At 44.2% G+C, this 25,443-nt stretch carries 22 protein-coding genes and 2 tRNA genes; 14 read left to right on the top strand and 10 right to left on the bottom strand.

Annotation, left to right across the window (positions count from 1 at the left end; genetic code table 11):
- From R7070_RS22260 to ybaK, 7 genes are all read left to right on the top strand, one after another.
- On the top strand, positions 1-402 hold a 402-nt coding region (locus tag R7070_RS22260), incomplete at its 5' end, for a peptide chain release factor-like protein (protein WP_318141302.1).
- Positions 403-405: 3 nt separating this feature from the next.
- Positions 406-1,260, top strand: a complete 855-nt coding sequence (gene prmC / locus R7070_RS22255; RefSeq protein WP_017634841.1) for a peptide chain release factor N(5)-glutamine methyltransferase — start codon at positions 406-408, stop codon at positions 1,258-1,260.
- Positions 1,261-1,300: 40 nt separating this feature from the next.
- On the top strand, positions 1,301-1,684 hold the full coding sequence (locus tag R7070_RS22250) for a SirB2 family protein (protein WP_005382225.1): 384 nt from the start codon (positions 1,301-1,303) through the stop codon (positions 1,682-1,684).
- A 6-nt stretch (positions 1,685-1,690) separates the two neighbouring features.
- Positions 1,691-2,500 carry a SirB1 family protein gene (locus tag R7070_RS22245; protein WP_005384098.1) on the top strand — a complete coding sequence of 270 codons (810 nt, stop codon included), beginning with the start codon at positions 1,691-1,693 and terminating at the stop codon, positions 2,498-2,500.
- A gap of 53 nt (positions 2,501-2,553) precedes the next feature.
- On the top strand, positions 2,554-3,405 hold the full coding sequence (gene kdsA / locus R7070_RS22240) for a 3-deoxy-8-phosphooctulonate synthase (RefSeq protein ID WP_005384095.1): 852 nt from the start codon (positions 2,554-2,556) through the stop codon (positions 3,403-3,405).
- 219 nt (positions 3,406-3,624) lie between these two features.
- A complete protein-coding gene (ushA, locus tag R7070_RS22235; RefSeq protein ID WP_017819985.1) occupies positions 3,625-5,307 on the top strand; it encodes a bifunctional UDP-sugar hydrolase/5'-nucleotidase UshA in 1,683 nt (560 codons plus the stop codon).
- A gap of 102 nt (positions 5,308-5,409) precedes the next feature.
- On the top strand, positions 5,410-5,883 hold the full coding sequence (gene ybaK / locus R7070_RS22230) for a Cys-tRNA(Pro) deacylase (protein WP_005384092.1): 474 nt from the start codon (positions 5,410-5,412) through the stop codon (positions 5,881-5,883).
- 64 nt (positions 5,884-5,947) lie between these two features.
- On the opposite strand, the gene rluF is transcribed toward ybaK, so the two are convergent.
- From rluF to R7070_RS22215, 3 genes are all read right to left on the bottom strand, one after another.
- Positions 5,948-7,105, bottom strand: a complete 1,158-nt coding sequence (gene rluF / locus R7070_RS22225; RefSeq protein ID WP_017634839.1) for a 23S rRNA pseudouridine(2604) synthase RluF — start codon at positions 7,103-7,105, stop codon at positions 5,948-5,950.
- A gap of 94 nt (positions 7,106-7,199) precedes the next feature.
- On the bottom strand, positions 7,200-7,781 hold the full coding sequence (gene smrA, locus R7070_RS22220; protein WP_005382233.1) for a DNA endonuclease SmrA: 582 nt from the start codon (positions 7,779-7,781) through the stop codon (positions 7,200-7,202).
- A gap of 132 nt (positions 7,782-7,913) precedes the next feature.
- Complete coding sequence (locus R7070_RS22215) at positions 7,914-8,054, bottom strand: DUF3149 domain-containing protein (protein WP_005382236.1); 141 nt, start codon at positions 8,052-8,054, stop codon at positions 7,914-7,916.
- A gap of 259 nt (positions 8,055-8,313) precedes the next feature.
- Here R7070_RS22215 and R7070_RS22210 point away from each other — a divergent pair.
- Positions 8,314-8,390, top strand: a tRNA-Pro gene (locus R7070_RS22210).
- 185 nt (positions 8,391-8,575) lie between these two features.
- On the opposite strand, the gene R7070_RS22205 is transcribed toward R7070_RS22210, so the two are convergent.
- Both R7070_RS22205 and R7070_RS22200 read right to left on the bottom strand, forming a co-directional pair.
- The gene (locus R7070_RS22205) at positions 8,576-8,959 is read right to left on the bottom strand and encodes a hypothetical protein (protein ID WP_005384085.1); all 384 of its coding nucleotides are present in this window, start codon (positions 8,957-8,959) and stop codon (positions 8,576-8,578) included.
- 137 nt (positions 8,960-9,096) lie between these two features.
- A complete protein-coding gene (locus R7070_RS22200) occupies positions 9,097-9,969 on the bottom strand; it encodes a TraB/GumN family protein (protein WP_005382001.1) in 873 nt (290 codons plus the stop codon).
- A gap of 494 nt (positions 9,970-10,463) precedes the next feature.
- Between R7070_RS22200 and R7070_RS22195 the strand changes: the two genes are divergently transcribed.
- Both R7070_RS22195 and R7070_RS22190 read left to right on the top strand, forming a co-directional pair.
- Positions 10,464-13,115 carry a beta-N-acetylhexosaminidase gene (locus tag R7070_RS22195; protein WP_017819982.1) on the top strand — a complete coding sequence of 884 codons (2,652 nt, stop codon included), beginning with the start codon at positions 10,464-10,466 and terminating at the stop codon, positions 13,113-13,115.
- Positions 13,116-13,554: 439 nt separating this feature from the next.
- On the top strand, positions 13,555-14,247 hold the full coding sequence (locus tag R7070_RS22190) for an oligogalacturonate-specific porin KdgM family protein (RefSeq protein WP_017819981.1): 693 nt from the start codon (positions 13,555-13,557) through the stop codon (positions 14,245-14,247).
- 65 nt (positions 14,248-14,312) lie between these two features.
- Here the strand turns inward: R7070_RS22190 and R7070_RS22185 are convergent, their stop codons facing one another.
- Together R7070_RS22185 and R7070_RS22180 are read right to left on the bottom strand one after the other, a co-directional pair.
- Complete coding sequence (locus R7070_RS22185; protein WP_017819980.1) at positions 14,313-14,762, bottom strand: DUF411 domain-containing protein; 450 nt, start codon at positions 14,760-14,762, stop codon at positions 14,313-14,315.
- Positions 14,763-14,783: 21 nt separating this feature from the next.
- Positions 14,784-17,480, bottom strand: a complete 2,697-nt coding sequence (locus R7070_RS22180) for a heavy metal translocating P-type ATPase (protein WP_256900430.1) — start codon at positions 17,478-17,480, stop codon at positions 14,784-14,786.
- Positions 17,481-17,958: 478 nt separating this feature from the next.
- Between R7070_RS22180 and chiP the strand changes: the two genes are divergently transcribed.
- The 4 genes from chiP to R7070_RS22160 all read left to right on the top strand — a co-directional run bounded on the left by chiP (position 17,959) and on the right by R7070_RS22160 (position 23,008).
- A complete protein-coding gene (gene chiP, locus R7070_RS22175; RefSeq protein ID WP_005382007.1) occupies positions 17,959-19,080 on the top strand; it encodes a chitoporin in 1,122 nt (373 codons plus the stop codon).
- A gap of 123 nt (positions 19,081-19,203) precedes the next feature.
- Positions 19,204-19,800, top strand: coding sequence for a DUF2057 domain-containing protein (locus R7070_RS22170; RefSeq protein WP_005382008.1), 597 nt, complete (start codon positions 19,204-19,206; stop codon positions 19,798-19,800).
- Positions 19,801-19,977: 177 nt separating this feature from the next.
- Positions 19,978-21,405: a glutamate--tRNA ligase gene (gltX, locus tag R7070_RS22165; protein WP_005384075.1), complete on the top strand. Its 1,428-nt coding sequence runs from the start codon at positions 19,978-19,980 to the stop codon at positions 21,403-21,405.
- 640 nt (positions 21,406-22,045) lie between these two features.
- Entirely contained in the window at positions 22,046-23,008 is a 963-nt protein-coding gene (locus R7070_RS22160) for an OmpA family protein (RefSeq protein WP_005382010.1), read from the top strand.
- A gap of 116 nt (positions 23,009-23,124) precedes the next feature.
- Here R7070_RS22160 and R7070_RS22155 read toward each other — a convergent pair whose 3' ends face one another.
- From R7070_RS22155 to R7070_RS22145, 3 genes are all read right to left on the bottom strand, one after another.
- Complete coding sequence (locus tag R7070_RS22155; RefSeq protein WP_005382011.1) at positions 23,125-23,631, bottom strand: hypothetical protein; 507 nt, start codon at positions 23,629-23,631, stop codon at positions 23,125-23,127.
- A gap of 279 nt (positions 23,632-23,910) precedes the next feature.
- Positions 23,911-23,987 (bottom strand) — tRNA-Arg (locus tag R7070_RS22150).
- 175 nt (positions 23,988-24,162) lie between these two features.
- Positions 24,163-25,296, bottom strand: a complete 1,134-nt coding sequence (locus tag R7070_RS22145) for a flagellar assembly protein FlgT (protein ID WP_005382012.1) — start codon at positions 25,294-25,296, stop codon at positions 24,163-24,165.
- Positions 25,297-25,443: the final 147 nt, after the last annotated feature.

Below are 25,443 nucleotides of genomic sequence, written 5' to 3'. Positions count from 1 at the left end.
CGTGCATCTGGCGCGGGTGGTCAGCACGTTAACACCACGGATTCTGCAATTCGTATTACCCACTTACCAACGGGTACGGTAGTAGAGTGTCAGGATGAGCGTTCACAGCACAAGAACAAAGCGAAAGCAATGGCGGTTCTTGCTGCTCGTATCGTTCAAGCGGAAGAAGAGCGTCGTGCCGCAGAAGTGTCTGATACACGTCGTAACCTTCTAGGTTCTGGTGACCGTAGTGACCGTATTCGTACATACAACTACCCACAAGGTCGTGTGTCTGATCACCGTATCAACCTGACCATCTATCGTTTGAACGAAGTGATGGAAGGTGACCTGCAGAGCTTGATTGATCCTGTGATTCAAGAGCACCAAGCAGACCAACTTGCGGCGCTCGCAGAGAACGGCTAATCGATGAGCCAAGTTCAATCGATTGAGCAAGCACTGAAAAGTGCGACGGCGAAACTGGCAGAAGGCGGCAAAGAGTCGCCTTCTCTCGATGCAGCTGTACTCCTTTGCCATGTCCTTGGCAAACCACGAACTTACCTGCTGACCTGGCCAGAAAAAGCGTTAGAAGCAGAGCAAAAATCTCAGTTTGATGCTCTACTTGAACGACGTTTAACTGGTGAACCCGTCGCTTATATTATTGGTGAGCGAGAGTTTTGGTCTTTACCGTTTAAAGTTTCTCCTTCTACCCTGATACCTAGACCGGATACAGAACGTTTGGTCGAAGTTGCACTCGATAAGACCTACGAGCAAACTGGGCCTATTTTAGATCTTGGAACGGGGACGGGAGCTATCGCCATCGCGCTTGCATCTGAAATGCCAAAGCGTCAAGTGATGGGCGTAGACCTTAAGCAAGAAGCGAAAGCACTTGCAGAGTACAATGCTGAGCAGCTAAACATCAAAAATGTGACCTTTGCTCAAGGCAGTTGGTTTGAGCCTATTACAGAAGGTACGAAGTTTGCTTTAATTGTCTCCAACCCGCCATATATTGATGAAAAAGATCCACATTTATCCCAAGGCGATGTGCGCTTTGAGCCAAAATCTGCATTAGTTGCTAAAGAGAATGGCTTAGCTGATATTCGTCATATCTCGGATCTTGCTCGTCAGTATCTTGAAGTGGGCGGTTGGCTGGCATTTGAACATGGTTATGATCAAGGTGAGGCGGTGCGTGAGATAATGCGTGGCTTTGGTTACCAACAGGTCGCTACGGAAAAAGATTATGGCGGTAACGATCGAGTAACACTTGGTTGTCTGGCCAGTTAATCATGGAAGTCAGCAAACACTAACTAAAAAGAGAAGAAAAATGTACGTAGCTCTAAAACACATACACTTAGTGACGATCGCTCTCAGCGCGACGCTACTATCGATCCGATTCGTGTTAATGATGATGAACTCACCGAAGCGAAATAATCGCTTTTTGAAAGTGTTTCCCCACATCGTTGATACTGCATTGCTAGTGTCAGGTATCGCGCTTATTTTCATTACTGGTTTCATCCCGTTTACCGATGCCGCACCGTGGTTAACAAACAAAATCACCTGCGTACTGGCGTACATTGCGCTTGGATTCTTCTCATTGAAACTTGCGAAAAACAACCTACTGAAGATATTTGGCTTTTTCGGCGCATTAGGTTGGTTGGTCATGGCTGCAAACATTGCTGTGTCTAAGAGCCCTACGTTATTTGGATAAGACGTCATGTTAGAGTTTTTTGACGAAGATTTTGACAATATACCGTTGGTGGAAGGTGCGCTTGAGCTCAACAAAGCGATTAACCCAGAAACCAAAGTACATTGGGCGAAACAAGAGTTAGAGCGTCTTTACAAAGATGCAGAAGCCACGCTTGTTCATGAAACCGATGAAGAGCAACGATTTGATGCATTCCTACGACTGTTTTTCCACGAGTGGGGATTCAAAGGCGACGAGCAGGAATACTTTATTTCGGACAACAGCTTCATCGATAAAGTGTTGGAGCGCAGAAAAGGTATTCCTGTGAGCTTAGGTTCGATTTTGTTATACCTAGGCAAAAAGCTGGGGTTCCCGTTGAAGGGAGTTACTTTCCCTACTCAGTTCCTGTTAAAAGTCGACTGGATGCATAAGAAGCCAGACTACATCAATCCATTTAATGGTGAGTATGTAGGTGAAAGGATTCTTCAAGCTTGGCTTATTGGCCAGGAAGGACCGCTAGCTCAGCTAAAGCCTGAACATTTTGAGGAAGCTGACAACCCAACAATTATTGGTCGCTGGTTGGCATTGATTAAAAGTGCGATGTTGCGCGAAGAGCATTATACGCTGGCATTACGTTGTACGAATCTTGCTCTAACGTTTGTGCCAGATGATCCATACGAAATTCGTGACCGTGGTTTTATTTTCCAACAGCTAGAGTGCCCTCAAGTAGCGGTATCAGATTTTCAGTACTTTATTGACCAATGCCCTGACGATCCGGCTTCTGAGCTACTAAAATCACAAGTTAATGTGATGAGTGAAACGCACGTCACACTTCACTAATTTTATCGATGTGCCGAACTGTGGCGTATCGTGGACAGAAAAAGAGAATCAAAATGGAACAGAAAATCGTTAATATCGGCGACATTCAGGTTGCTAACGACAAGCCATTCACCCTATTTGCAGGTATGAACGTTCTTGAGTCTCGTGATCTTGCGATGCAGATCTGTGAGCACTACGTAAAAGTAACGGAAAAACTTGGTATTCCTTACGTATTTAAGGCGTCGTTTGACAAAGCAAACCGCAGTTCTGTTCATTCATACCGTGGTCCAGGTCTGGAAGAAGGTATGAAAATCTTTCAGGAGCTGAAAGACACTTTTGGTGTAAAGATCATCACGGACGTTCACACTGAAGCACAAGCTCAACCTGTCGCTGACGTGGTAGACGTTATTCAGCTTCCTGCATTCCTAGCTCGTCAAACTGACCTTGTTGAAGCTATGGCTAAAACAGGTGCGGTTATCAACGTGAAGAAACCTCAATTTATGAGCCCTGGTCAAGTGGGTAACATCGTTGAGAAGTTCGCAGAATGCGGTAACGACAAGATCATCCTATGTGAGCGCGGTTCTTGCCACGGTTACGATAACCTAGTTGTAGACATGCTTGGTTTTGGTGTGATGAAAAATGCTTCGAAAGGTAGCCCAATCATCTTTGACGTAACGCACTCACTACAAATGCGTGACCCATCAGGCGCAGCATCTGGCGGCCGTCGTGAGCAGACAGTTGAGCTTGCTAAAGCGGGTCTAGCGACAGGCATCGCAGGTCTATTTATCGAAGCGCACCCAAACCCAGACCAAGCGCGTTGTGATGGCCCATCTGCACTGCCTCTAGACAAGTTAGAGCCATTCTTAGCACAAATGAAATCGCTTGATGATCTGATCAAGAGCTTTGCAGATATAGATATCAAGTAAACGCCAGATGACTGGTGGTAACAAATACTATAGCCAACCGATGTTGGCTATTTTTTTATCTGAAAAACTGTAAATTCTCAAACTTGTTACTGATGAATTTGTTATTGCTAAACAATGCATCATAATTATTAAATCAATGTGTTAGGGTGCACGTGGTTTTCAAATAGATCCAATGCTTAAAATGTGCGTCAGTAATCCCAATAAGAAAAAGGTAAATAAATGAATCAGCGTCTGATGATCAAAACTGTTTTGAGTGCCGCTATCTTGGCCTCGTTAGCTGGGTGTGCTACGCAACCTGTACCAGAATGGAATGCCGATACAACCTATAAATTGACCGTATTGCACACTAACGATCATCATGGTCGCTTTTGGCAAAATCGATACGGTGAATATGGCATGGCGGCGCGTAAAACGTTAATCGATGATTTGCGCGAAGAAATACAGGCTGAGGGGGGGAGCGTGTTATTGCTTTCTGGTGGTGACATCAACACAGGAGTACCTGAGTCTGATTTACAAGATGCCGAGCCGGATTTTAAAGGCATGAGCAAAATTGGTTACGATGCGATGGCTCTAGGTAATCATGAGTTTGATAATCCATTGGATGTGCTATTCAAGCAGCAAGAGTGGGCAAACTTTCCGATGTTGTCTGCCAATATTTACGATAAAAATACTGGCAAGCGTTTATTCCAACCATACGCGATGTTTAAAAAGCAGGGCATTAAAATTGCGGTCATTGGCCTTACAACCGAAGACACAGCGAAACTTGGCAACCCTGAATTCATTGAACAAATTGACTTCCGTGACCCAAAAGAAGAAGCCAAGAAGTTGATTGCAGAACTGAAAGAGACAGAGTATCCAGATCTGATTTTTGCTGTCACGCATATGGGACACTATGAAAATGGTAATAGAGGCATCAATGCTCCTGGCGATGTGGCGTTAGCTCGTTATTTGAATGACGGCGATCTCGACATGATCGTTGGAGGACACTCACAAGAACCTGTGTGCATGGAAGGTCCAAACGTTATCAAAAAGAACTTTAAACCAGGTGATGAATGTCAGCCCGATAAACAAAATGGTACCTTTATTGTTCAGGCACATGAGTGGGGGAAATATGTGGGACGCGCCGATTACGAGTTTCGTAATGGCGAACTCTCGATGGTGAGCTACGATCTAATCCCTGTAAACTTGAAAAAGAAAGTTAAAGTTGATGGTCAGTCGCAACGAGTCTTGATCCAAGATGAGATTAAACAAGACGAAATGATGCTTGAGTTTCTTCGTCCTTATCAAGAAAAAGGTCAGGGCAAACTAAACGTGAAGATTGCAGAATCTAACGGTAAGCTTGAGGGTGACCGCAATGTGGTTCGTTACCAGCAAACAAACTTAGGTCGATTAATTGCAACGGCTCACATGGAACGTGCGAAAGCAGATTTCGCCGTAATGAATTCTGGCGGCGTTCGCGATTCGATTGCAGCAGGTGAGATTACCTACAAAGATGTGCTGACTGTTCAGCCATTTGGCAATATGGTCTCTTACGTTGATATGACGGGCAAAGAAGTATTGGATTACCTAAATGTCGTTGCAACTAAACCTGTCGACTCTGGAGCTTACGCGCAGTTTGCCGGCATTGCGATGAGTATCAATAATGGTGAGGTAACCAATGTGTTCATTGGTAATAAGCAACTTCGCTTAGATGGTAATTACCGCTTTACCGTACCAAGCTATAATGCTGCTGGTGGAGATGGTTACCCTAAAATCGACGATCATCCAGGGTATGTAAATACAGGTTTTACCGATGCTGAGGTTTTGAAGGATTATTTAGAAACACATAGCCCTATTGATGTTAATGAGTATGCCCCTTCAGGTGAAATCACGTATTTAGTTGATACGGCGATTGATCAGTAACCCAACAGAGAAAAAGCGATTGACTCAAACTCGCTGATATCATTAACTAAAAGCGCAGATCCAATTCAATCTGCGCTTTTTGTTTTTATGAGGAGAATCTTGATGACTCCGGCCATTAATCTTGCGAAAAAGAAAAAAATTCCACACACGATTCATCAGTATGAGCATGACCCTAGAGCCGATAGTTATGGCTTGGAGGCTGCTGAAGTACTGGGGCAGGATCCGAAAACAGTATTTAAAACCTTGCTGTTCTGCTTGAACGGGGAGCCAAAGAACCTTGCGGTTGCGATTATCCCTGTTGATCAAAAGCTGAACCTAAAACTGGCGGCGAAAGCAGCGAAGGGCAAAAAGGCCGATATGGCTGATCCGGAAATCGCCCAAAAGACCACAGGTTATGTCGTTGGTGGAATTAGCCCACTAGGGCAGAAGAAAGCCTTACCTACTTTTTTGCACGAAAGCGCAGCAGAGCAAGACAAAATCTGTGTGAGTGCTGGTAAACGTGGTTTAGAAATTGAGTTAGCCCCGAGAGATTTGCTGAGCTTAACTCGTGGTCAGTTTGCACCTCTTTGTTTGTAAACTCATGACAAATAAAAAGGACGCTCATGAGCGTCCTTTTTTGATCTTGCCTGTCAGTGAAGCGTTACTTCTTCAGACTCAATGTACCACCAGTGCGTTTAGCTGGTTTGCTTGGTTTCGCGGCATTTGGGTTCATGTAATGCTGCTTAGGCTTACTCAGTGATTGAGGCTTGTTTGCTGAATGCGTATTGCTCGATGCATCTGGTTTACGGTGCGATTTACCATGCTCGCCTTGCGGTCTGCTGCGTTCACCTTGTGATTTCGCTTTGTAATGTTCTTTAGCTGGACGTCCGCCTTCATCATCACGCTGACGACGCTTTTGTTGACCTTTTTTCGAGTTTGGTGCATGACGGAATTCATCAGCATTGTTACCGCGGAAAGTTCGTGTCTTCTGGTTACGACGAGCAGTAGAATCTTGGTTTTCTTCACGGCTATCAAACAGCTTCGCGTCGGTCGCTTTACGAATGTTGCGACCTCTAGAGTCTGTTTTTGATGCTTCTTCTGTACCTACCGAGCCTTCACACATTGCTAGGATCTCTGCCACTTCTTCGTCACTTAGATAACGCCATTTTCCATTCGGAATACCATCAAGAGAGATATTCATGATGCGAACGCGACGCAGCTTGAATACTTCATAGCCCAGCGCTTCACACATGCGACGGATCTGACGGTTAAGTCCTTGAGTGAGCACAATACGGAAAGAGAATTTAGTCTCTTTTGTTACCTTACAAGGTAGGGTGACTGTGTCGAGAATCTTAACGCCACTCGACATCTGTTTGAGAAACTCGCCTGTAATTGGCTTGTCCACGCGTACGACGTACTCTTTTTCGTGGCTGTTGCCTGCGCGAAGGATTTTGTTCACGATGTCGCCATCGTTGGTCAAAAAGATCAGACCATCAGAGGGTTTGTCTAAGCGGCCGATCGGAAAGATACGTTTTTGGTGGCCGATGAAATCAACGATGTTTCCAGGGACGTCTCTCTCAGTTGTACAGGTGATGCCTGTTGGTTTATTGAGAGCGATATAAATCGGCTTCTCTTTTGCTGCCACTGGCTTACCATCCACACAAACATCATCACCAGGTAGCACTTTTGTCCCCATTTCAGGTTTGTTGCCATTAATGGTGACACGGCCTTGCTCAATTAGTCTGTCTGCTTCACGGCGTGAGCAAAACCCCGTTTCACTGATGAATTTATTTAATCGTTTAGCGTTGTCTTGTGACATTTTTGTCTCCTAACGTTTCACAACGGCGAATGAAGCTCCCTTCCTTTAAGGGGAAGGAAGAATAAGGGCGGGCATTCTAGCATTAGGGTGAAATTTAGCCTAACCGTTTTTGGTGACGTTCGCGGGTTTCTAATTTCTTTTCCGCACTTTTTCTAAGTAGGACGTAAACGGCTCCAGTTCCACCGTGAAAGCGTTGCGCACTATGGACGCATTGGACTTCCTTTATTTGTCGTAGCCAACTGCTAACAAAGCTTTTCATCATTGCAGGTGGATTTGAGCGTTCTCCTCGACCATGGACGATAACGACCGTTCTAATGTCCATTGATAGGCATTGCTTTAAAAACGTCACGACTTCATCACGTGCTTCTTTCAATGTTTTACGGTGCAAATCCAAGCGAGCTTGGATTGGATACTTACCAAGGCGAAGTTTGCGGTAAACCCCGTCCTGTACACCATCACGTTTGAACTCAACAAAGTCCTCTGGCTTGAGCATTTCAGCGTGATCAAGTGATAGGTATTCTGGGTCATCTTCCGTTAACCAGATTGCTGCTTCGCGTTTTGCGAGCTGTGCTTCTGTTACTTGGTGTACTTTTTTGTGTTCGGTGGTGTCTTGAGTGATTGGCTTTACATCGCCCATCATCTGTTGAAATAGATCAAAATCGTCGTCGTGAGACATAGCAGTAATCTCATTAAGAACAGGGAAGAATAATAGGATTATATCAATGAGTGGTGCATTGAGATCAAATAAAAAACCGGAGTAGGCAAGTAACCGACTCCGGTGCAAAGCGTTTCTAGAGCTAAGCGAGATCTAGTGAGGAGATTTGTCGTTCATGATCTTGTATATGAAGAAACCGCCGTAAAATAACATCAGACCAATTGCCCCAAAAATTACTATCATTGACGATAGACCCACTGCATTACCAAATAGGAGATCAAGCCAAAAGTCCATACGTTTCCTCCAAGATGTTCCCGACAGGAATAAACTAAATGGCGGTGTCTTGTTGCACACTGATCTGGATCAATTATGTTGCTAAGGTTAATGAACTGTATTTTGTTGTGAGTTATCAGTCACATTTTACGTGCTAGTGTTCAGTTATTCATCAAACGAATTAAGACCTAAGGTTTTTTTGTAAAAAGCACTTGCGCCACAGTTCAGAATCCGTAATATACGCATTCGTTGACGGGGACAATTCCTCAGTTAAACATCTCGGTGAATAGCGCAGCTTGGTAGCGCATCTGGTTTGGGACCAGAGGGTCGGGGGTTCGAATCCCTCTTCACCGACCACTTTTAGAAAGCCTGCTCAATGAGCAGGCTTTCGTCGTTTTTAGTGCTAGTAATTTTAGACTTCAATAGTATCGAACCAAATGGGGTTCGCCTGAAGTTAGAATATGGCTCTTCATCGACACATATTGAGAGGAAGGCTCTACAGAAATGTAGGGCCTTTTCATTTTTTAGAGCGAGTAAATTTATTACTTGATGTCACACGAGATAGTATTGATAGGAGTTTCAGAAGTAGTGAAACAGACATAAGCGGTCTTTGGGTGATTTGGCCCAATCTTGACGTAACCCGCTTTTAAATCGTCTTCATCAAACGTTACTGAGTGAGATTTGCTTGTATTTCCATCATAGTAAACCGCTTCAAAGCCTTGGTTCATCATATGTGCAACGCGATTTCGAGTGTGGGCTGTTGAAAACGTGATGTTCGCGCAACGCATCATTGGTTTTTCGGTAATAAGAAATTGACCACTCTCTTTATCTAAAACACCGCCTTTTACTTCCGGAGTTATATCAATAGCTTGAAAAGCTTCTACGTTGCATGGCGGTTTAGCATAAGACAGCGAAGAAGTGAGCATAATTCCAATCGTGTATAGGAATAAATATTTAAATTTCATATGAGTTGTTTTGTATCCACTTAGCTTAACGGCGTTTTATAAGAAAGTTTGAATGAATTTTAAATGGTTGTATTTAAATGGCATTTTTCAAACAATCACTAGATATCACAATTTGCTTGGCGCGTCTTACCCAGTGGTTTGATGTTAAATCCCCGATTTTTAAGCAGTTCAATCAGGTTATCTTTACCTACTAAATGCAAGCCACCAACAACAACGGTGTAACGACCCGATTGCTGAGGTAGAACACTGCCAGTGTCGAGTTTTTTAGCCCAATCTCGATTACGCTCGTATAAAAAGGCTTGGTTAAACTCTTCTGTTGTATGATCGGTCAAAGAGGCTTCGACCAACATGCTACCATCACCACTCTTCCAACTCTCTATCAAGCATTGAACCAACTCTTCTCCGCCATCATATTCTTCAATTGATGAGAGAAGTATCTCTTTACCGCCTTCTGATTGACCTGCGATTAAATCGATTTGGAATTGCACGGACTCCAGTGGAATGACCGGGATTTGCTTTTTATCAGCGAGTCCTATTAAGTGCATGTCGACCCCTTTATCAGAGACATACCCCAGTTTGTTGACTAAAGCGAGTTGGATGGTGAATGCTGCCATCCAAGGTGGGGAATTTAGGAGTTGAGTTTCTGGCAAACCTAAATCTTGGGCAATTTCAATTAAGTGGCGACGTTGAGCTCTGTCTAAAACATCTTTAGAAAGAATGGTTGTTTGTGGGTAAACCAAGCCTTCAGAATTCCTGACGTCTGCTTCAATAATCAACCCTGCGCTTTGGCTTAAATGCTGGATGACCGTTCTAGGGAGTGGGTACATCGTTTTATCCCCCACATGTACCGAGCCAATAATCATAAGTTCGGTTTCCCCTTTTTTCGCTAACCAATGCTGTGGCTCTGCATAAGAGGAAAAAGGAGTCAAAGTAACAAGTAGAGATGATATGAGCGTCAAGAGACGAAACATAGAATGGTCCTCAGATAAGATACCTTTAAACTTTATACGCAAAATAGCGTGAGGTTAAGTGCAATTTCTCCAGTGGGGTATTCGACAAAATCGTCATTTCTAAAAATATTGACGAGTTTTGACGACGAATAAATGAGAGTCACTTCACGAAAGGTAAATAGGTAATTCGCTTACTAATGGTTCACAAAATAATTAGGCGTGATCCAAATCTTACAAAATCAGTCGTAACTCATGAATATAAGTGACCTAGATCGCAGCAAACTCGTCAAAACAAGTTGTTCGATTTTGACGTGTATTGTAACTCCATGAAAATTAGATTTTTATTGTTTTTGCTGAGTGTCATTTTTTGAGCTGGATCACTTCCTATTTCTATTTATTTTACGCTTAGAAATAACAGGTTGTATGTTGAATGTAACGGTTAGGTACCTCGCATTTGAGGGGCCGAGATTTTTATCATTGTCGTTTTGAACCACTGACTTTTTTGGGGAAGTAAGATGTTTAAACCTAGTCTGATTGCTGTTTCTGTTATCACTACATTAGCAGGTTGCTCTGCGCTGCAAAGCTCTGAACAACAAGTTGTAAATTCGTTGGCTAATAATCTTGATATTCAATACCAAGTGTTGACTAACCACGGTGCAAACGAAGGTCTTGCTTGTCAGGACTTAGGGGCTGAGTGGGCGTCTTGTAACAAGGTAAACATGACGCTGGTTAACCAAGGTGAAGCGGTTGACTCAAAAGATTGGGCTATTTACTTCCATAGCATTCGTCTGATTCTGGATGTTGAAAACGAACAGTTTAAAATCTCTCGCGTAACGGGTGATCTACACAAACTAGAACCAACAGATAAGTTTGATGGTTTTGCTGCGGGTGAAGAGGTTGTGCTTCCTCTTGTTGCTGAATACTGGCAGTTATTTGAAACTGACTTCATGCCAGGCGCTTTCGTTGCTGCACCAAATGCAGAGCCTAAGATGATCGCTTCTCTTAACACAGAAGACGTTGCATCTTTCGTGACTGGCCTTGAGGGTAACAACCTAAAACGTACGCCAGATGACAACAACGTATTTGCGAGCGCTGTGTCTCGTTTCGAGAAGAACGAAGATCTAGCAAAACAAGACGTATCAACCACGTTACTACCAACGCCAATGTCTGTTGAAGCAGGTAAAGGTACGGTAGATATCGCGGCGGGTATTGCGCTGCCTAAAGACGCATTCGATGCGGCTCAATACGCAGCAATTCAAGGTCGTGCAGAAGTGGTAGGTGTGGATGTTCGTGGTGATCTTCCTGTAAGCATCACTGTTGTTCCTGCAGACTTCACCGGTGAATTGGCAAAATCTGGTGCTTACGAAATGAGCATCAAAGGCGACGGTATTGCGATTAAAGCGTTTGACCAAGCAGGTGCTTTCTACGCAGTACAATCTATCTTTGGCCTGGTAGATAGCCAAAATGCTGATTCTCTACCACAACTGTCTATTAAAGATGCGCCGCGTTTTGATTACCGTGGTGTGATGGTGGACGTGGCTCGTAACTTCCACTCTAAAGACGCGATTCTTGCAACGCTTGACCAAATGGCCGCGTACAAGATGAACAAACTACACCTTCACCTAACGGATGATGAAGGCTGGCGTTTAGAAATCCCGGGTCTGCCTGAGCTGACTGAAGTGGGTGCTAACCGTTGTTTCGATTTGGAAGAGAAAAGCTGTTTACTGCCTCAGCTTGGCTCAGGTGCAACGACAGACAACTTTGGTTCTGGCTTCTTCAGCAAAGCAGACTACGTGGACATCTTGAAGTACGCGAAAGCGCGTAACATCGAAGTGATTCCTGAAATCGATATGCCAGCACACGCTCGTGCAGCAGTGGTATCAATGGAAGCACGTTACGACCGTCTAATGGAAGAAGGTAAAGAAGCAGAAGCGAACGAGTACCGCCTGATGGATCCTCAAGATACATCGAACGTAACGACGGTTCAGTTCTACAATAAGCAAAGCTTCATCAACCCATGTATGGAATCTTCAACTCGCTTTGTTGATAAAGTGATTTCAGAAGTAGCAGCAATGCACCAAGAAGCGGGCACGCCGCTAACAACATGGCACTTTGGTGGTGACGAAGCGAAGAACATCAAGCTAGGCGCTGGTCTGCAAGACATCAACGCAGAAGACAAAGTAAGCTGGAAGGGTAACATTGATTTGTCTAAGCAAGACAAGCCATTCGCACAGTCACCACAATGTCAGACGCTAATTGCAGACGGTACGGTAAGCGATTTTGCTCATCTACCAAGCCACTTTGCAGAAGAAGTGTCGAAGATGGTGGCAGAGAAAGGCATTCCAAACTTCCAAGCTTGGCAAGATGGCCTTAAGTACAGTGAAGGTGAGAAAGCGTTCGCAACAGAAAACACACGTGTTAATTTCTGGGACGTTCTTTACTGGGGTGGCACATCATCAGTGTACGAATGGTCTAAGAAAGGTTACGACGTTATCGTTTCTAACCCAGACTACGTATACATGGACATGCCGTACGAAGTTGACCCGAAAGAACGTGGTTACTACTGGGCGACGCGTGCAACAGATACTCGTAAGATGTTTGGTTTTGCACCAGAGAACATGCCTCAGAACGCAGAAACCTCTGTAGACCGCGATGGTAACGGCTTCACTGGTAAAGGTGAAATCAAAGCGAAACCTTTCTATGGTCTATCAGCACAGCTGTGGTCTGAGACAGTACGTAACGACGAGCAATACGAGTACATGGTATTCCCTCGCGTACTGGCAGCCGCTGAACGTGCATGGCACCGTGCTGATTGGGAAAACGACTACAAAGTGGGTGTTGAATACTCGCAAAACTCTAACCTAGTAAACAAAGCTGCGCTAAACCAAGACTACAACCGCTTTGCGAACGTACTTGGCCAACGCGAACTGGCTAAGCTAGAAAAAGCGGGTATCGACTACCGCCTACCTGTACCAGGCGCGAAAGTTGAAGAGGGTAAACTGGCAATGAACGTTCAGTTCCCGGGTGTGAAGCTTCAATACTCTCTAGACGGCAAGAACTGGCTAACTTACGTAGATAATGCTCGTCCAAATGTGAAAGGTGAAGTGTTTATCCGTTCTGTGTCAGCAAGCGGTGAGAAAGCAAGTCGAGTGACCAGCGTGAAATAACTCGATTCTTGTAAGTTAATTTTTTGGCAAAGCCTCAACATCATGTTGGGGCTTTCTTTATTTTTTGAGGAAATTAAGCGTGATCGATGTCTAATTATTTTTCATTGATAAATAAGTTTTTGGTTGTAATGGTCAAGGTTATTGTGAACTTGATCGACTTAATCTGCTAAATATCAATAAATTATCTGTTTACGATCACACTTCTATTTTTTGAATAATTTTATAAAAATACGATAAGTGCCTGTATTTTCCATGTTTTTATCAGGGTTGTTGAGCTTCGGTTTGAACAAGATCACTTTTTAAAATGTTTTATTTTCCATCGCGAATTAATTAAAACAATATTGCGAACGCCAAGGAGGCACATTCCAAAGTTTGCGATAAAAGGGAAGAGATGCCCTCTAAAACTATCGCATAACGTGAATAAATAAAGGCAGTAATTATGAAAAATATTTTTGCACTGAGTGCTCTTTCTCTCGCTTTCGCTTCTAATGCTTTTGCTGGTTCTTCTTACGTAACAGGTAATGTTCAATTCCACGATGATGGTCGAATTCATGGTTCGGACGTTACGTCTACACTGGAAGCTGGTCATACTTTTGATAACCAATTCGGCGGCTTTACGGTTTATACCGAATTTGATGGTATTCAGTTGGGTAAACTGGAAACAGAAAACGGTGGCGCAGGTAACACAACACCAGCAATAACTGTGGGTGGTGAGCAGTCATTTAATATTACCGATCATTTATGGGTTGCCGCGGGTTACCAACACCTATTCTCTGCTGGCGAGAACGTACAGTACCGTCCATTGGTTAAGATCGGTTACAACTTCGATAACGGCATCTCCTTAAGTAACCGTACTCGTGCGCACATTGATGCGACAGACGCAGATGCGGATACAGATTACCGCATGGACAACCGCATCGGTTACGTGATGAATGAGGATGTGACGCTAAGCTACAACAACGTCTACATGATTGAAGCGGAAACCATGGACCACGAGCTTCGTGCAACGTGGACTCGTAAAGGTGTTCAACCTTACTTTGAGTTCCGTAGTCAAGCACACGGTGCAGAAAACGCGAGTGGTGACAGCCTAGTGAATAACGCTTTTGTATTTGGTGCCTCTTACGGCTTCTAATTTTATATTTGTCTTAACTATCCATTAAGAAAAAGCCCAGCGGTTTGTCTCGCTGGGCTTTGTTTTTATTTGCCGTTGCCTTCGTGGTGGCTATATTCGAACACTTGTCCTTTTTCGTTAAAGGCGTAAACGGTGTAGCTGTCTTTTTTGTCGCCATATTCCATACCAGGGGAGCCCATTGGCATGCCCGGTACTGATAGGCCTTTTGCGTTACGTAGTGGATTTTTCAAAAACGCTTTAATGTCTTCGGCTGGAATGTGACCTTCAAACAGATAGCCGTTGATCTCTGCCGTGTGGCAAGAGTAAAGCTGTTCATTCTTGATGCCTAGATCGCGTTTGATGGCGTTCATGTCATCGTGCAATTTTTCTTCGACCGTAAAGCCGTTCTCTTCCATGTGTTTTGTCCATTCTCCACAACAGCCACAGTATGGCGATTTATGGTTAATGACATCGGCTGCCAATACGTTGGCGGACACGGTCGCAAGCATTGCAAAGGTCAATAGTTTCAACTTCATAATACCCTCAAAAAGAAGTGGTTACTTTACTGAAAACAGTCGTAGTCGATTTGCATTACTAACGACAGTAATTGAAGACAGTGCCATTGCCGCTCCTGCGACAACAGGACTGAGCAAAAATCCAAACGCTGGGTAAAGCACACCAGCGGCAACTGGAATACCCAACGAGTTGTAAACAAAGGCACCAAATAGGTTTTGCTTCATGTTCTTAAGTGTAGCGCGAGAGAGTTCAATCGCATGTACTACCGCCATTGGTGACGTGTTCAGGATGGTCATTTGCGAACTTTCAATGGCGACATCACTGCCGCTACCCATGGCAATACCTAGGTTGGATAACGCGAGAGCAGGGGCGTCGTTAATGCCATCCCCCACCATTGCCACGACATGTCCTTGAGATTGAAGTTGCTCAATGTGCTGAGCTTTATCATCTGGCATTACTTGGGCAATCACTTCATCAATACTAAGTTCTTGGCCGATAGCATTGGCAACGTGTTGGTTATCGCCCGTCAGCATTACCGTTTTGATGCCTTGCGATTTTAATGCAGAGAGCGCTTGTTTCGCATCTGATTTGATCGGGTCGGCAATGGCGATCAGACCGATCAGTTCGCCGTTCAATGCCACAGCTACCGGAGTCCACGCATTTTTTGCGCATTCATCGATGGCAGATTTTAGTGCGCTAGTCTCGACGTTCTCTGCTTGCATAAATTGAAGCGAACCAATGAGTAGCGGTTTATCTTGATACGTCGCCCAAATGCCGCGCCCGCGAACGTTCTCAAACTTGTCTAATGAGACATCCTTTGCGTCGTGTCGTTTGGCGTAATCACATACCGCTTTTGCCAGTGGGTGCTCAGACTGACGCTCTGCCGCATACGCTAAAGCCAATAGATCTTCTTGGCTGGTGGCGTGAGTAAACACTTTCTGAACGCTAGGTTTACCTTGGGTAAGCGTGCCAGTTTTGTCGAACACAACCGTGTCGACTTTGCTTGCCAATTGCAGGGCGTCGGCGTCTTTGATCAGAATGCCGAGCTCTGCGGCTTTACCCACTCCCACCGTGACAGAAAGCGGGGTTGCTAAGCCTAGAGCGCAAGGGCAGGCGATGATCAGGACGGTTGTGGTGACCACCAGCATATAACTCGCTTTTGGCTCTGGGCCAACGGCAAACCAAACGAGCGCGGCCAGTATTGCTATGCCAACAACGACAGGGACAAACACCGATGAAATCTGGTCTGCCAGTTTCGCGATGGCTGGCTTACTGCTTTGCGCTGTGCGCACCATGCGGATGATACGAGCCAGCGTGGTATTTGCGCCAATGCCCGTTGCCTCAATGACTAATCCACCATCGGTATTTAATGTCCCAGCAGACACTTGAGCCTCTTGCGCTTTTAATACTGGTACTGGTTCACCAGTGAGCATCGACTCATCAATGTATGATTCACCTTGAATCACAACACCATCAACAGGCACTTTCTCGCCTGGTTTGATACGCAGTTTCATGCCTAGCGTGATTTGCTCAACCGCGATTTGTTGGTCGCCTTGTTCCGTGATTACCGTAGCTTGCTGAGGTTGCAGGTTAATCAGAGCTTGTAAGGAACGTGTTGTGTTTGCTTTGGCTTTTGCTTCTATATAGTGCCCAAGAGAAATTAAGCCGATGATCATTGCACTCGCTTCAAAGTACACGTGGCGTGAAGCAAGAGGGAACCAGTCTGGGAAAATCACCACAAGCATCGAATAGAACCACGCTGCGCCAGTACCGAGCGCGACTAACGTGTCCATGGTGGCGCGCTTATGAGTAGCTGCTAACCAAGCGTTACTGAAGAAGTGTTTCCCTGCTGTGGCAAGAAGGAGTAAACATACGATACCGATCGCGCCCCAAGCTAATTGGTCGTTGGTGTTGCGAATCATCATATTGCCGCCAGCAACGCCCCAAATCATTAAAGGGGCACCGACGACAAGGCCAGCAATAGCATCCAGCTTAAAGCATTTTTGTTGCTGACGTTGTTGCTGTGCTTGCTTTTCTTGCTGGGTTGCGGCGTCTTGTAGGATCTCTGCTTGGTAACCGGCTTGTTTTACCGATTCAACAATTGCGTTAAGGAGGTCATCAGAGTCTTGGCTTGCGAATACTAGTGCGCTTTGTTCTGCGAGGTTGACCTGTGCTTTCTCAACGCCTTCTACGTTAGTAAGTGCTTTCTCTACTGAAGAGACGCAACTCGCACACGTCATGCCTTGAATCAGCATTTGCAATTGAATACTCGCTGGTGGCACCTGCGTATCTTTAATATTGCTTTGCTTTTCTACCTGTTCGGTCTCTGGTGAGCTTTCGTTCTCTACTTCAACAGAATCAAGGTTGGCGGTATAGCCGAGTGTTGCTATTAAGTCGATCACTTGTTGCTCGGAGAGGAGGGTACGAATCTCTAAGTGCGTTGTTGAAGCCTCAAAAGAAATAACGTCTTGATTAGATTCTAATAAAGATGAAAGTTTTTTGACGCAGCCGCCACAGCTTAAGCCTGAAAGGTTTAGTTCGTAGTGATTTCCTGCTTGGTAACCAAGAGATTCAATCGACGAGACGAGCTCTTTAAGAGAAGACTCGGTTTTGACCTCTACTTGCGTCGGGGACAAATTGAGGATCTCCACATCGTGATTCGCATGTAAAGCATTCTCAACTTTTCTCGCACAGCCCATGCAGTTGAGCCCTGATAAAGGTATAACTAACTGATACATAATCTGCACCTCAATAGTAGTGATGCTATGAGCTTAAACCTTCCTGCAAGGGTAAGGTCAATACCCATTTGCTACTCACAACAATTTCGTCAAAATCTCTCGAATCCCACAAGTGCACGGTCATTTTACTTGCGAGTGATCTCAAGGTTTTTTCTCTTTGAATATAAAGTTCCGTTAAAACACCTAAAAGATGAATGAAGTCGCTCACGTTTTTTAGATGCTCTCAATGTCAGTTCAGTGTCAAAACGTACTTTTAACGTTTTTTATTTTTTATATTTGATGTTAACTAATTGTTTTTTATTGATTTATTTTATTTTTGATCTTCTCATTTTGAAGTCGCTCAGATTGCTGTAGGGAAAGTTTTTTAGTGCGAAAAAAGTTTGTCATATTTGCCCCGTCCAAACACTGTTTCAAGTTCCTGCCATGTCCTAGTTAGTGAATTTGAAAATGGAAAAAACTAAAAATATAGGGGTTTATAATGTCTTACCTAAAGAAAAGCCTACTTGCCACGGCAATTACCGGCATGATGTTCAGTGGTGCTGCATTTGCTGATGGTGCAAACAGTGACGCAGCAAAAGAGTTTCTAACCAAAGATTCATTTTCTTATGAAGTTTACGGGATCATCGCGATGCAGGCCGCGTACCGCGATTACGATTCTGGCAGCAAAGCAACGGACGATGATTTGGGTGGCATGCAGCTAAACAACGAATCTCGTATCGGTTTCCGTGGTAAAAAACAATTTGCTAACTTCGACCCTACTTTTATTTGGCAAATCGAAGGCGGTTATGTAGACCCTAGCTTTGGTGGCGAGGGCGCAGGTCTTGGTGAACGTGACACATTCGTCGGTTTTGAAAGTGCATCTTGGGGTCAAATTCGTCTGGGTCGCGTTTTGACACCTATGTACGAATTGGTTGACTGGCCAGCATCTAACCCTGGTCTCGGCGATGTATACGACTGGGGTGGTGCTATTGGTGGTGCCAAGTACCAAGACCGTCAATCAAACACTATCCGCTGGGACTCTCCAATGTTTGCTGACAAATTCTCCCTAGATATCGCAGCTGGTGCAGGTGATAAAGCAGGTCTAGGCGAAGGGGATGACTACTGGGGTGGTATCGCAGCACACTACAAAATTGGTCCTATCCAGTTAGATGCGGCATATGAAGGTAACCGTAATATCAAGATGGAAAGCCAAACGTGGGAAAACAACACGTACTTGGTAGGGGCACAAGGCTGGTTTGATAACGGGATCTCTTTCTTTGCGCAATACAAATACATGGAAGCGGACGCAAGCAATGGTGTGAGTGAAAAGCAAGATGCAATGTCTGCCGCTATCATGTACACCACGGGTGATTGGCAATACAAACTGGCTTACGCCGCTAACTTTGATCTAGAGCGTGATGGTAAGAAAATTAACGATACAGCGGACGATGTGTTATCAGCACAAGTTATGTATTTCGTAGACCCATCGGCAGTGCTGTACGTACGTGCTCGTACTCTAGACTTTGGCGACGGTGCGTCTCAATTAGATAAACCAACAGAAGCACGTTGGAAGTCTGCTGACTACGACGAGTTCTCTGTAGGTGTTGAATACTACTTCTAATTAAAGAAGCAGCTAAAAGGGCGGAAACGCCCTTTTTATCTTGATACTTATTCAAATAAGCCTTTGAAATGACTGGCCTGTAAATTTTAGAGGCTTATCTAAATTGGTATAAAGTGAGAAACCATGATGAAAAAAACAACGACACTTCTCGGACTTTGCGCAATGCTTTCGGCGCCAGCTTTTGCTGCTCAACTCACTCTGCAATCTGAATTAGTTCCTCGCGTTCTCAACGGCGAGTTCGTCTACCCTGAGTGGATATCCAAGAACAACAGCATCGAGTTAAAGGATGGGGAAAACCAATTGGCGGTAACGGTTGGACAAATCGTATTTGAAGATGGAAAGCGCCGTAAATTCGATTCGCAGCCGCTGGTATTAGAGTTTGATGCAGAAAAAGACACCGAGCTTTCTCTGACTTATCAAACATTCCGTACTATTGAAGAGGCGAGAGCCTTCGAACTCGATCCTAAAGTGGTATTGAAAGACAAAAACGGAAAAGAAGTGGCATTCTCTATGGTTCAACTTCGTAAAGGTGGTTTGCAAGGTTTTCGTGATTATGAACGAGAAGTTGCCGACTATAATAACGCAATGAATAAAGAATCGACTAAGGCAAGCATTGCGTCTTCTCCAGCGGAAACCAAAACAATCAAAGCATCGTTTAATGAATTGAGCCGTGAAGAGCAGCAAGAATTTATGCAATGGGCAATGCGTAACCTGAAGTAATTTTGTCTTGTGCTTTAACAGTAAATAGTAGGGCTGTGCCTTTTTGGTTCTGCCCTGTTTTTATTTCTGTTGTCAAACCGATTGTAGAATTGACTTACGGTGGTAAAATGTCGCCACTTTTATCCTTGACATTACAACGAGAGATCTCTCGTTGCTCATTACCCCTAAGGAACTCAAATGACGGTTAAAACTCGTTTTGCTCCTAGCCCAACTGGCTATCTACACGTTGGTGGTGCGCGTACTGCACTTTACTCTTGGCTATACGCTAAAAACCAAGGTGGTGAATTCGTTCTACGTATCGAAGATACAGACCTTGAGCGTAACTCTCAGGAAGCGGTTGATGCAATTCTTGAAGGCATGGAATGGCTAGGCTTGGAGTGGGATGAAGGTCCTTACTACCAAACTCAACGTTTTGACCGTTACAACGAAATGGTTGATAAGCTTCTTGCTGAAGACAAAGCTTACAAATGTTACGCGTCTAAAGAGCTGCTAGATGAAATCCGTGCAGAGCAAGAAGCAAATAAAGAAATGCCTCGCTACGATGCTAACCATCCAAAAATCAAAGCAGCAAACGAAGCGGCAAAAGATGGCGATCCATGTGTTATCCGTTTCCGTAACCCGAAAGAAGGCAGCGTAGTATTTGATGATCAAATCCGTGGTCGCATTGAAATCCGCAACGATCAAATGGATGACCTAATCATTCGTCGTACAGACGGTTCACCTACTTACAACTTCTGTGTAGTAGTGGATGACTGGGACATGGGTATCACTCACGTTGTTCGTGGCGAAGACCACATCAACAACACGCCTCGTCAAATCAACATCTACGAAGCACTAGGTGCGCCAGTACCTACATTTGCACACTGTGCAATGATCCTGGGTGATGACGGCGCGAAACTGTCTAAACGTCACGGCGCTGTATCAGTCATGCAATACCGCGATATGGGCTACCTGCCTGCGGCACTAAACAACTACCTAGTGCGCCTTGGTTGGTCTCATGGGGACCAAGAAATCTTCTCTCAAGAAGAGATGATCAATCTATTTAGCCTAAACGCAGTATCTAAGTCAGCGTCTGCTTTTAACACTGACAAACTGCAATGGTTGAACAACCACTACATCAAGAACTCAGATCCTGCGTACGTTGCTGAGCATCTACAATGGCATCTAGATCAACAAAAACTAGACGTAACGAATGGTCCTGCTATCACTGACGTGATCAAGCTAGTGGGTGAGCGTTGCAACACACTAGTTGAGCTAGCTGAGCAAATCCGTTACTTCTATGAAGATTTCTCTGAGTTTGAAGCGGGCGCAGCGAAGAAACACCTACGTGGCGTGGCTAAAGAGCCTCTAGAACTTGCATTAGCGAAAGTGGAAGCACTAACTGAGTGGACGACAGCGAACATCAAAGATGGCGTTATCGCAGCAGTATGTGAAGAGTTGGAAATCGGCATGGGCAAAATCGGTATGCCATTACGTGTTGCTGTAACAGGAGGCGGTCAGTCTCCTTCTGTCGATGCAGTAATGGAGCTGGTTGGAAAAGAGCGTTGTATTGCTCGCATTAAGATGGCGCTTGAGTTCATTGCTGAGCGTGAAGCAAACGCATAATTGCTTTGAACTGAACGTTCTTTTGAATAAATAGTCACAAAGCCGCGGTGAGCAACCGCGGCTTTTTTGTATCTTCAATTTAGATAACGAGAAACTTTCTCTCATATTGGTGAATGAAGAGATGGTTTCACCTGTAATTTACCTCAATATGGATAAGATTTTTTAATCCAAATATCGTTGGCATGAATAAAAAACGAGCGATTATATATCAAATATCTGATTGATTTTTATCCATGTTCCTTAAAGTTCCATTTTGTTTGTCTCATTTTTAAGAAAAACCTTTGCTTTAGCTATGTTGTTTCAAAAAATAAAGCAAACGTTTGCGTCGTGATTGCGTGGGGATTTTTTTGCTTAAGATCACATGTTTTCGAGATTTTTGATGACAATAAATTGACAGAATTGGGATTTTTCTCGCGATTTCTTAGCGTTATAGTTCATCCCGTCAGCGATACCGAGATGGCGATATGTATCACTGAACAGGAAATATACGTAAGTTGCTTCCATAAAAAAAATGCATGTGCATAAAAAGAAGCTGACTAAGTATCTCACTCAAGGAATGAATAAAAAGAATTGAAATACAACGTCAGTCAGACGGCGCATTTCGGCATCTAACAAAAGAACTTCTTTAGAGGAATCAATAATGAAAAAATTAGCAGCGGTAATTTCAGCGTCTCTACTTATGGCTTCAGCAGCACAAGCAGAAGTATACGTTGGTGGTAAGATGGGTAAGTCATGGATGGAAGACGCGTGTGTAGCGGGCCAGGCTTGTGACAAAGACGATTCTACTCTTGGCGCTTTTGTTGGTTACGAAATGAATAAATACTTCGCAGTAGAAGCGGGTTTCGACAACATCGGTGATTTTAACCAAACTTCTTTCGGTGGCCACGTAGAAGCGATCACTCTTGCTCCTAAATTTAGCCTACCAATCACTGAAGACATCGCACTTTACGGTAAAGTGGGTGGCGCTTACGTAATGTTTGATGGCAAAGATGATTACTCTTACCTAGGCGCGGCTGGTCTTGAATTCAACCTAAGCCAAAACGTAACAGCTCGTGCGGAATACCAAACACTAACTGACATCAGCAACGATGTAACTCGTGCGACAGGTAACACTGCAACACTAGGTGTTTCTTTCAAATTCGGCGGCAACGATGAGCCAGTAATCGTAGAAGAGCCAGTTGTTGTTGAAGAAGTGGTTGTAGAAGAAGTGGTAGAAGAGCCAGTTGTAGTTACGAAAACATTCGAAACTCAAACAATTGGTACAGGTAGCTTCGATCTAAACAGCACAACTCTAAAACCAGAGAGCGCTGCAAAACTTGATAACCTAGTTGCTTTCCTAAACGAGCACCCACAAGCGAACGTTGAAGTTGTAGGTTACACAGATACGTCTGGTCCAGCAGCTTACAACCTAAAAGTTTCTGAAAAACGTGCTGAGTCTGTTGCTAACGCACTCGTTGAAAAAGGTATTGATTCATCACGTATCCAAGCTCGTGGCGAAGGTGAAAACAACCCAATCGCTTCAAACGACACTCGTGAAGGTCGTCAACAAAACCGTCGCGTAGAAGTCGTTGTTCCAGAATTTGAATACCAAGTTCAGCAATAAGCTCCTATTCGACCGTAGTATAGAAGACTGAAGCTGAAAGCCCCAAAGAGTTCGCTCTTTGGGGCTTTTTATTTCTCTTCAAAAAAACTGACTGAAATGTTCAAAGTGGCCAGGTATTACTTAAGATCAATGCTGTTTAAACGCCCCATAAATGTCAGGATCTCCAAGTTATCTTTATGTGCTTCTAACAACGCTTTTTTGGTTTGCATGTAGGCGGCAAGTTTGCCGTACTTACTAATAGAGCGAACCACCGTTTTATATTTATACTCGCCGTCATCATTGAACTCTCGCCACTTGGCGATGTAACACGTATCTCGGTTGTCAGGGTTTTCAAGAGTAGGGTTAGGCTTGTGAACGATTTTAGGCTCAACGCTATGTGGAAGCCTAGTCATTAGGTAAGGGTCTTTCAAAAGACGTCGCCAGAATTTGCCCCACATTTGCCGGCCTAACTCGTTTCTCAGCTTAATGGCTTTTTGTAAGCCTTTCTTTTCTCCAATACGAACAAATCCTACCGAGCGGTGTAGTACCGTATCCTCGGGGGTATGGATATGTATCTTAAAGGCTGTCTTGCCTTTAGAAATAAAGCGGTGTCCAGTGTTAGTTATTAAATTGCTCTTAGACATAGTGCTAACTAATAATTTTATTAATAGCTAAAAGGGTAAGCAAAACTCATAGATAATTAAAGTAATAAAATACAAAACTGTAAATAGGGCTTGTTGAAATGATTTCAAGGGGAAGAAGTCAGATCAGTAGAAGGGTTTATCCCGTAACCGAAACACCCGATCCGATCATATTGATTACTGGGAAGATTATCTAACACGGTGTACTAGGGGGAGCAGTGCGAGGCTTGAAATTGAAGATACAAAAAAGCCTTAGCTCAAGTGGGAGCTAAGGCTATGATATGGCGCCCCCAGTAGGATTCGAACCTACGACCTGTCCCTTAGGAGGGGACTGCGCTATCCAGCTGTGCCATGGGGGCGTAATACCAATAGTTGCAGTTCATTGCACTGTTTTACTGAGTTCAAATCTAGCAATCTACCAGATCTGTATCAGCATCACGTTGAACGATTCGCTACGGTCATTGGTATAATCAAATAAGATGCGCTGCCTATGATATTCAAAAGTGAGCATATCTCAAGACTTAATGTTTGCTTTTATAGGATCTTGTTCATTACGTCGCCAATTTGAACGCTAGATGCTAAATTTGGCTGATCAATCGTCAGTTCCGCTTCGTGTTCGTATATGCGTGATACCGTTAATGTAATTTCGCTTTGCGAGACTTTGTTTCTTGGCAATCCATTTTGGTCGATAAACGACGCGGTGTGCCAAAGCTGCAATTTGTCTCCCTCTTTTACGCCGTGCATACGGCCGAGATCCATCGTTACGGTATTACCGAAGACTGCCACAACCTCTGGCAGTGTAATTTTGCAAGATAGCTCCGACTCCAGATCCAACATAATATTGCGACTAACGCGAAGCATCATCTCGCCATAGGTCGATGCCCAAAAACGTGCACTACGAGTGTCCACTTGACTCGTCTTAGCAAATGGCCAACGCGCGACCTCACGGTAGGCTTTGTTGAAGATTTCATGGCCAGTTTTACCATCAAATACTTTCATTTCTAACGCAAACTGACGATTGATGATGTCATCTTGCAATAGTTGAGATTCGACCGTTGCAGTGAGATCGGTGATGACCCCTCCAATGATGTATTGTGCGCCATTGTCTTGCGCGATCATTTGAGTGCGAGCAGGATAGTTGCTGCTTATTGAGTAGTCCGTTGTACCAACAGACACAAAGCTGCGTGAGGTTTGATCAAGTTGACGGTTCACTACGTGGCTAAAATCGTCACCAACTTGATAAATTTGTCCCATCACTGCTTGTTGTGGTGATGCGACCTCAATATTGCCGACCAGCATTGTCTTTTTGTATTGATCGGTGTGGCAACCCGTTGCCGATGGATAAATATCAACGCGGATTTTTACCTCGACTTTACCGCGACGTTTGCGTTCAGATTCGACCAAAATGTAACGGACTTCATGATTGGTAAACTGGTATTCGTTGCGGCTTTCTTCTAACAGCGGCATCAAGTTGCTAATACTGCCAATATCTGCGCCCGAAAAATTGACGGCTTTGAACAGCGCGTCTTCCAACGCATGGAGCCTTGCCGTCTCTTCTGAAGAAACGATGGTGGCAACGCCTGTGACTTCATACCAAGATGCCATTACCTTAAAAGGCACAAGCATCACTAAAGTGATTGAAAACAGACTGTTTAATATTTTTTTCATTGGTTACAACCGTTCGGGTATAAATATTGCTTTAACAAATTCAGTGAAGTTTGGTGGGTTTTTCTTCGTTAGGCAAACAAAGAAAAGCAAAGACTGTTCCAATATTCACTTTCTTGGAAAGGAATTAATAAAGAACGGTATCACCTA

The organism is Vibrio sp. 1557 (assembly GCF_033340175.1).
Lineage (GTDB): Bacteria > Pseudomonadota > Gammaproteobacteria > Enterobacterales > Vibrionaceae > Vibrio > Vibrio alginolyticus.
This window is presented reverse-complemented; position numbering and strand designations above follow the sequence as displayed.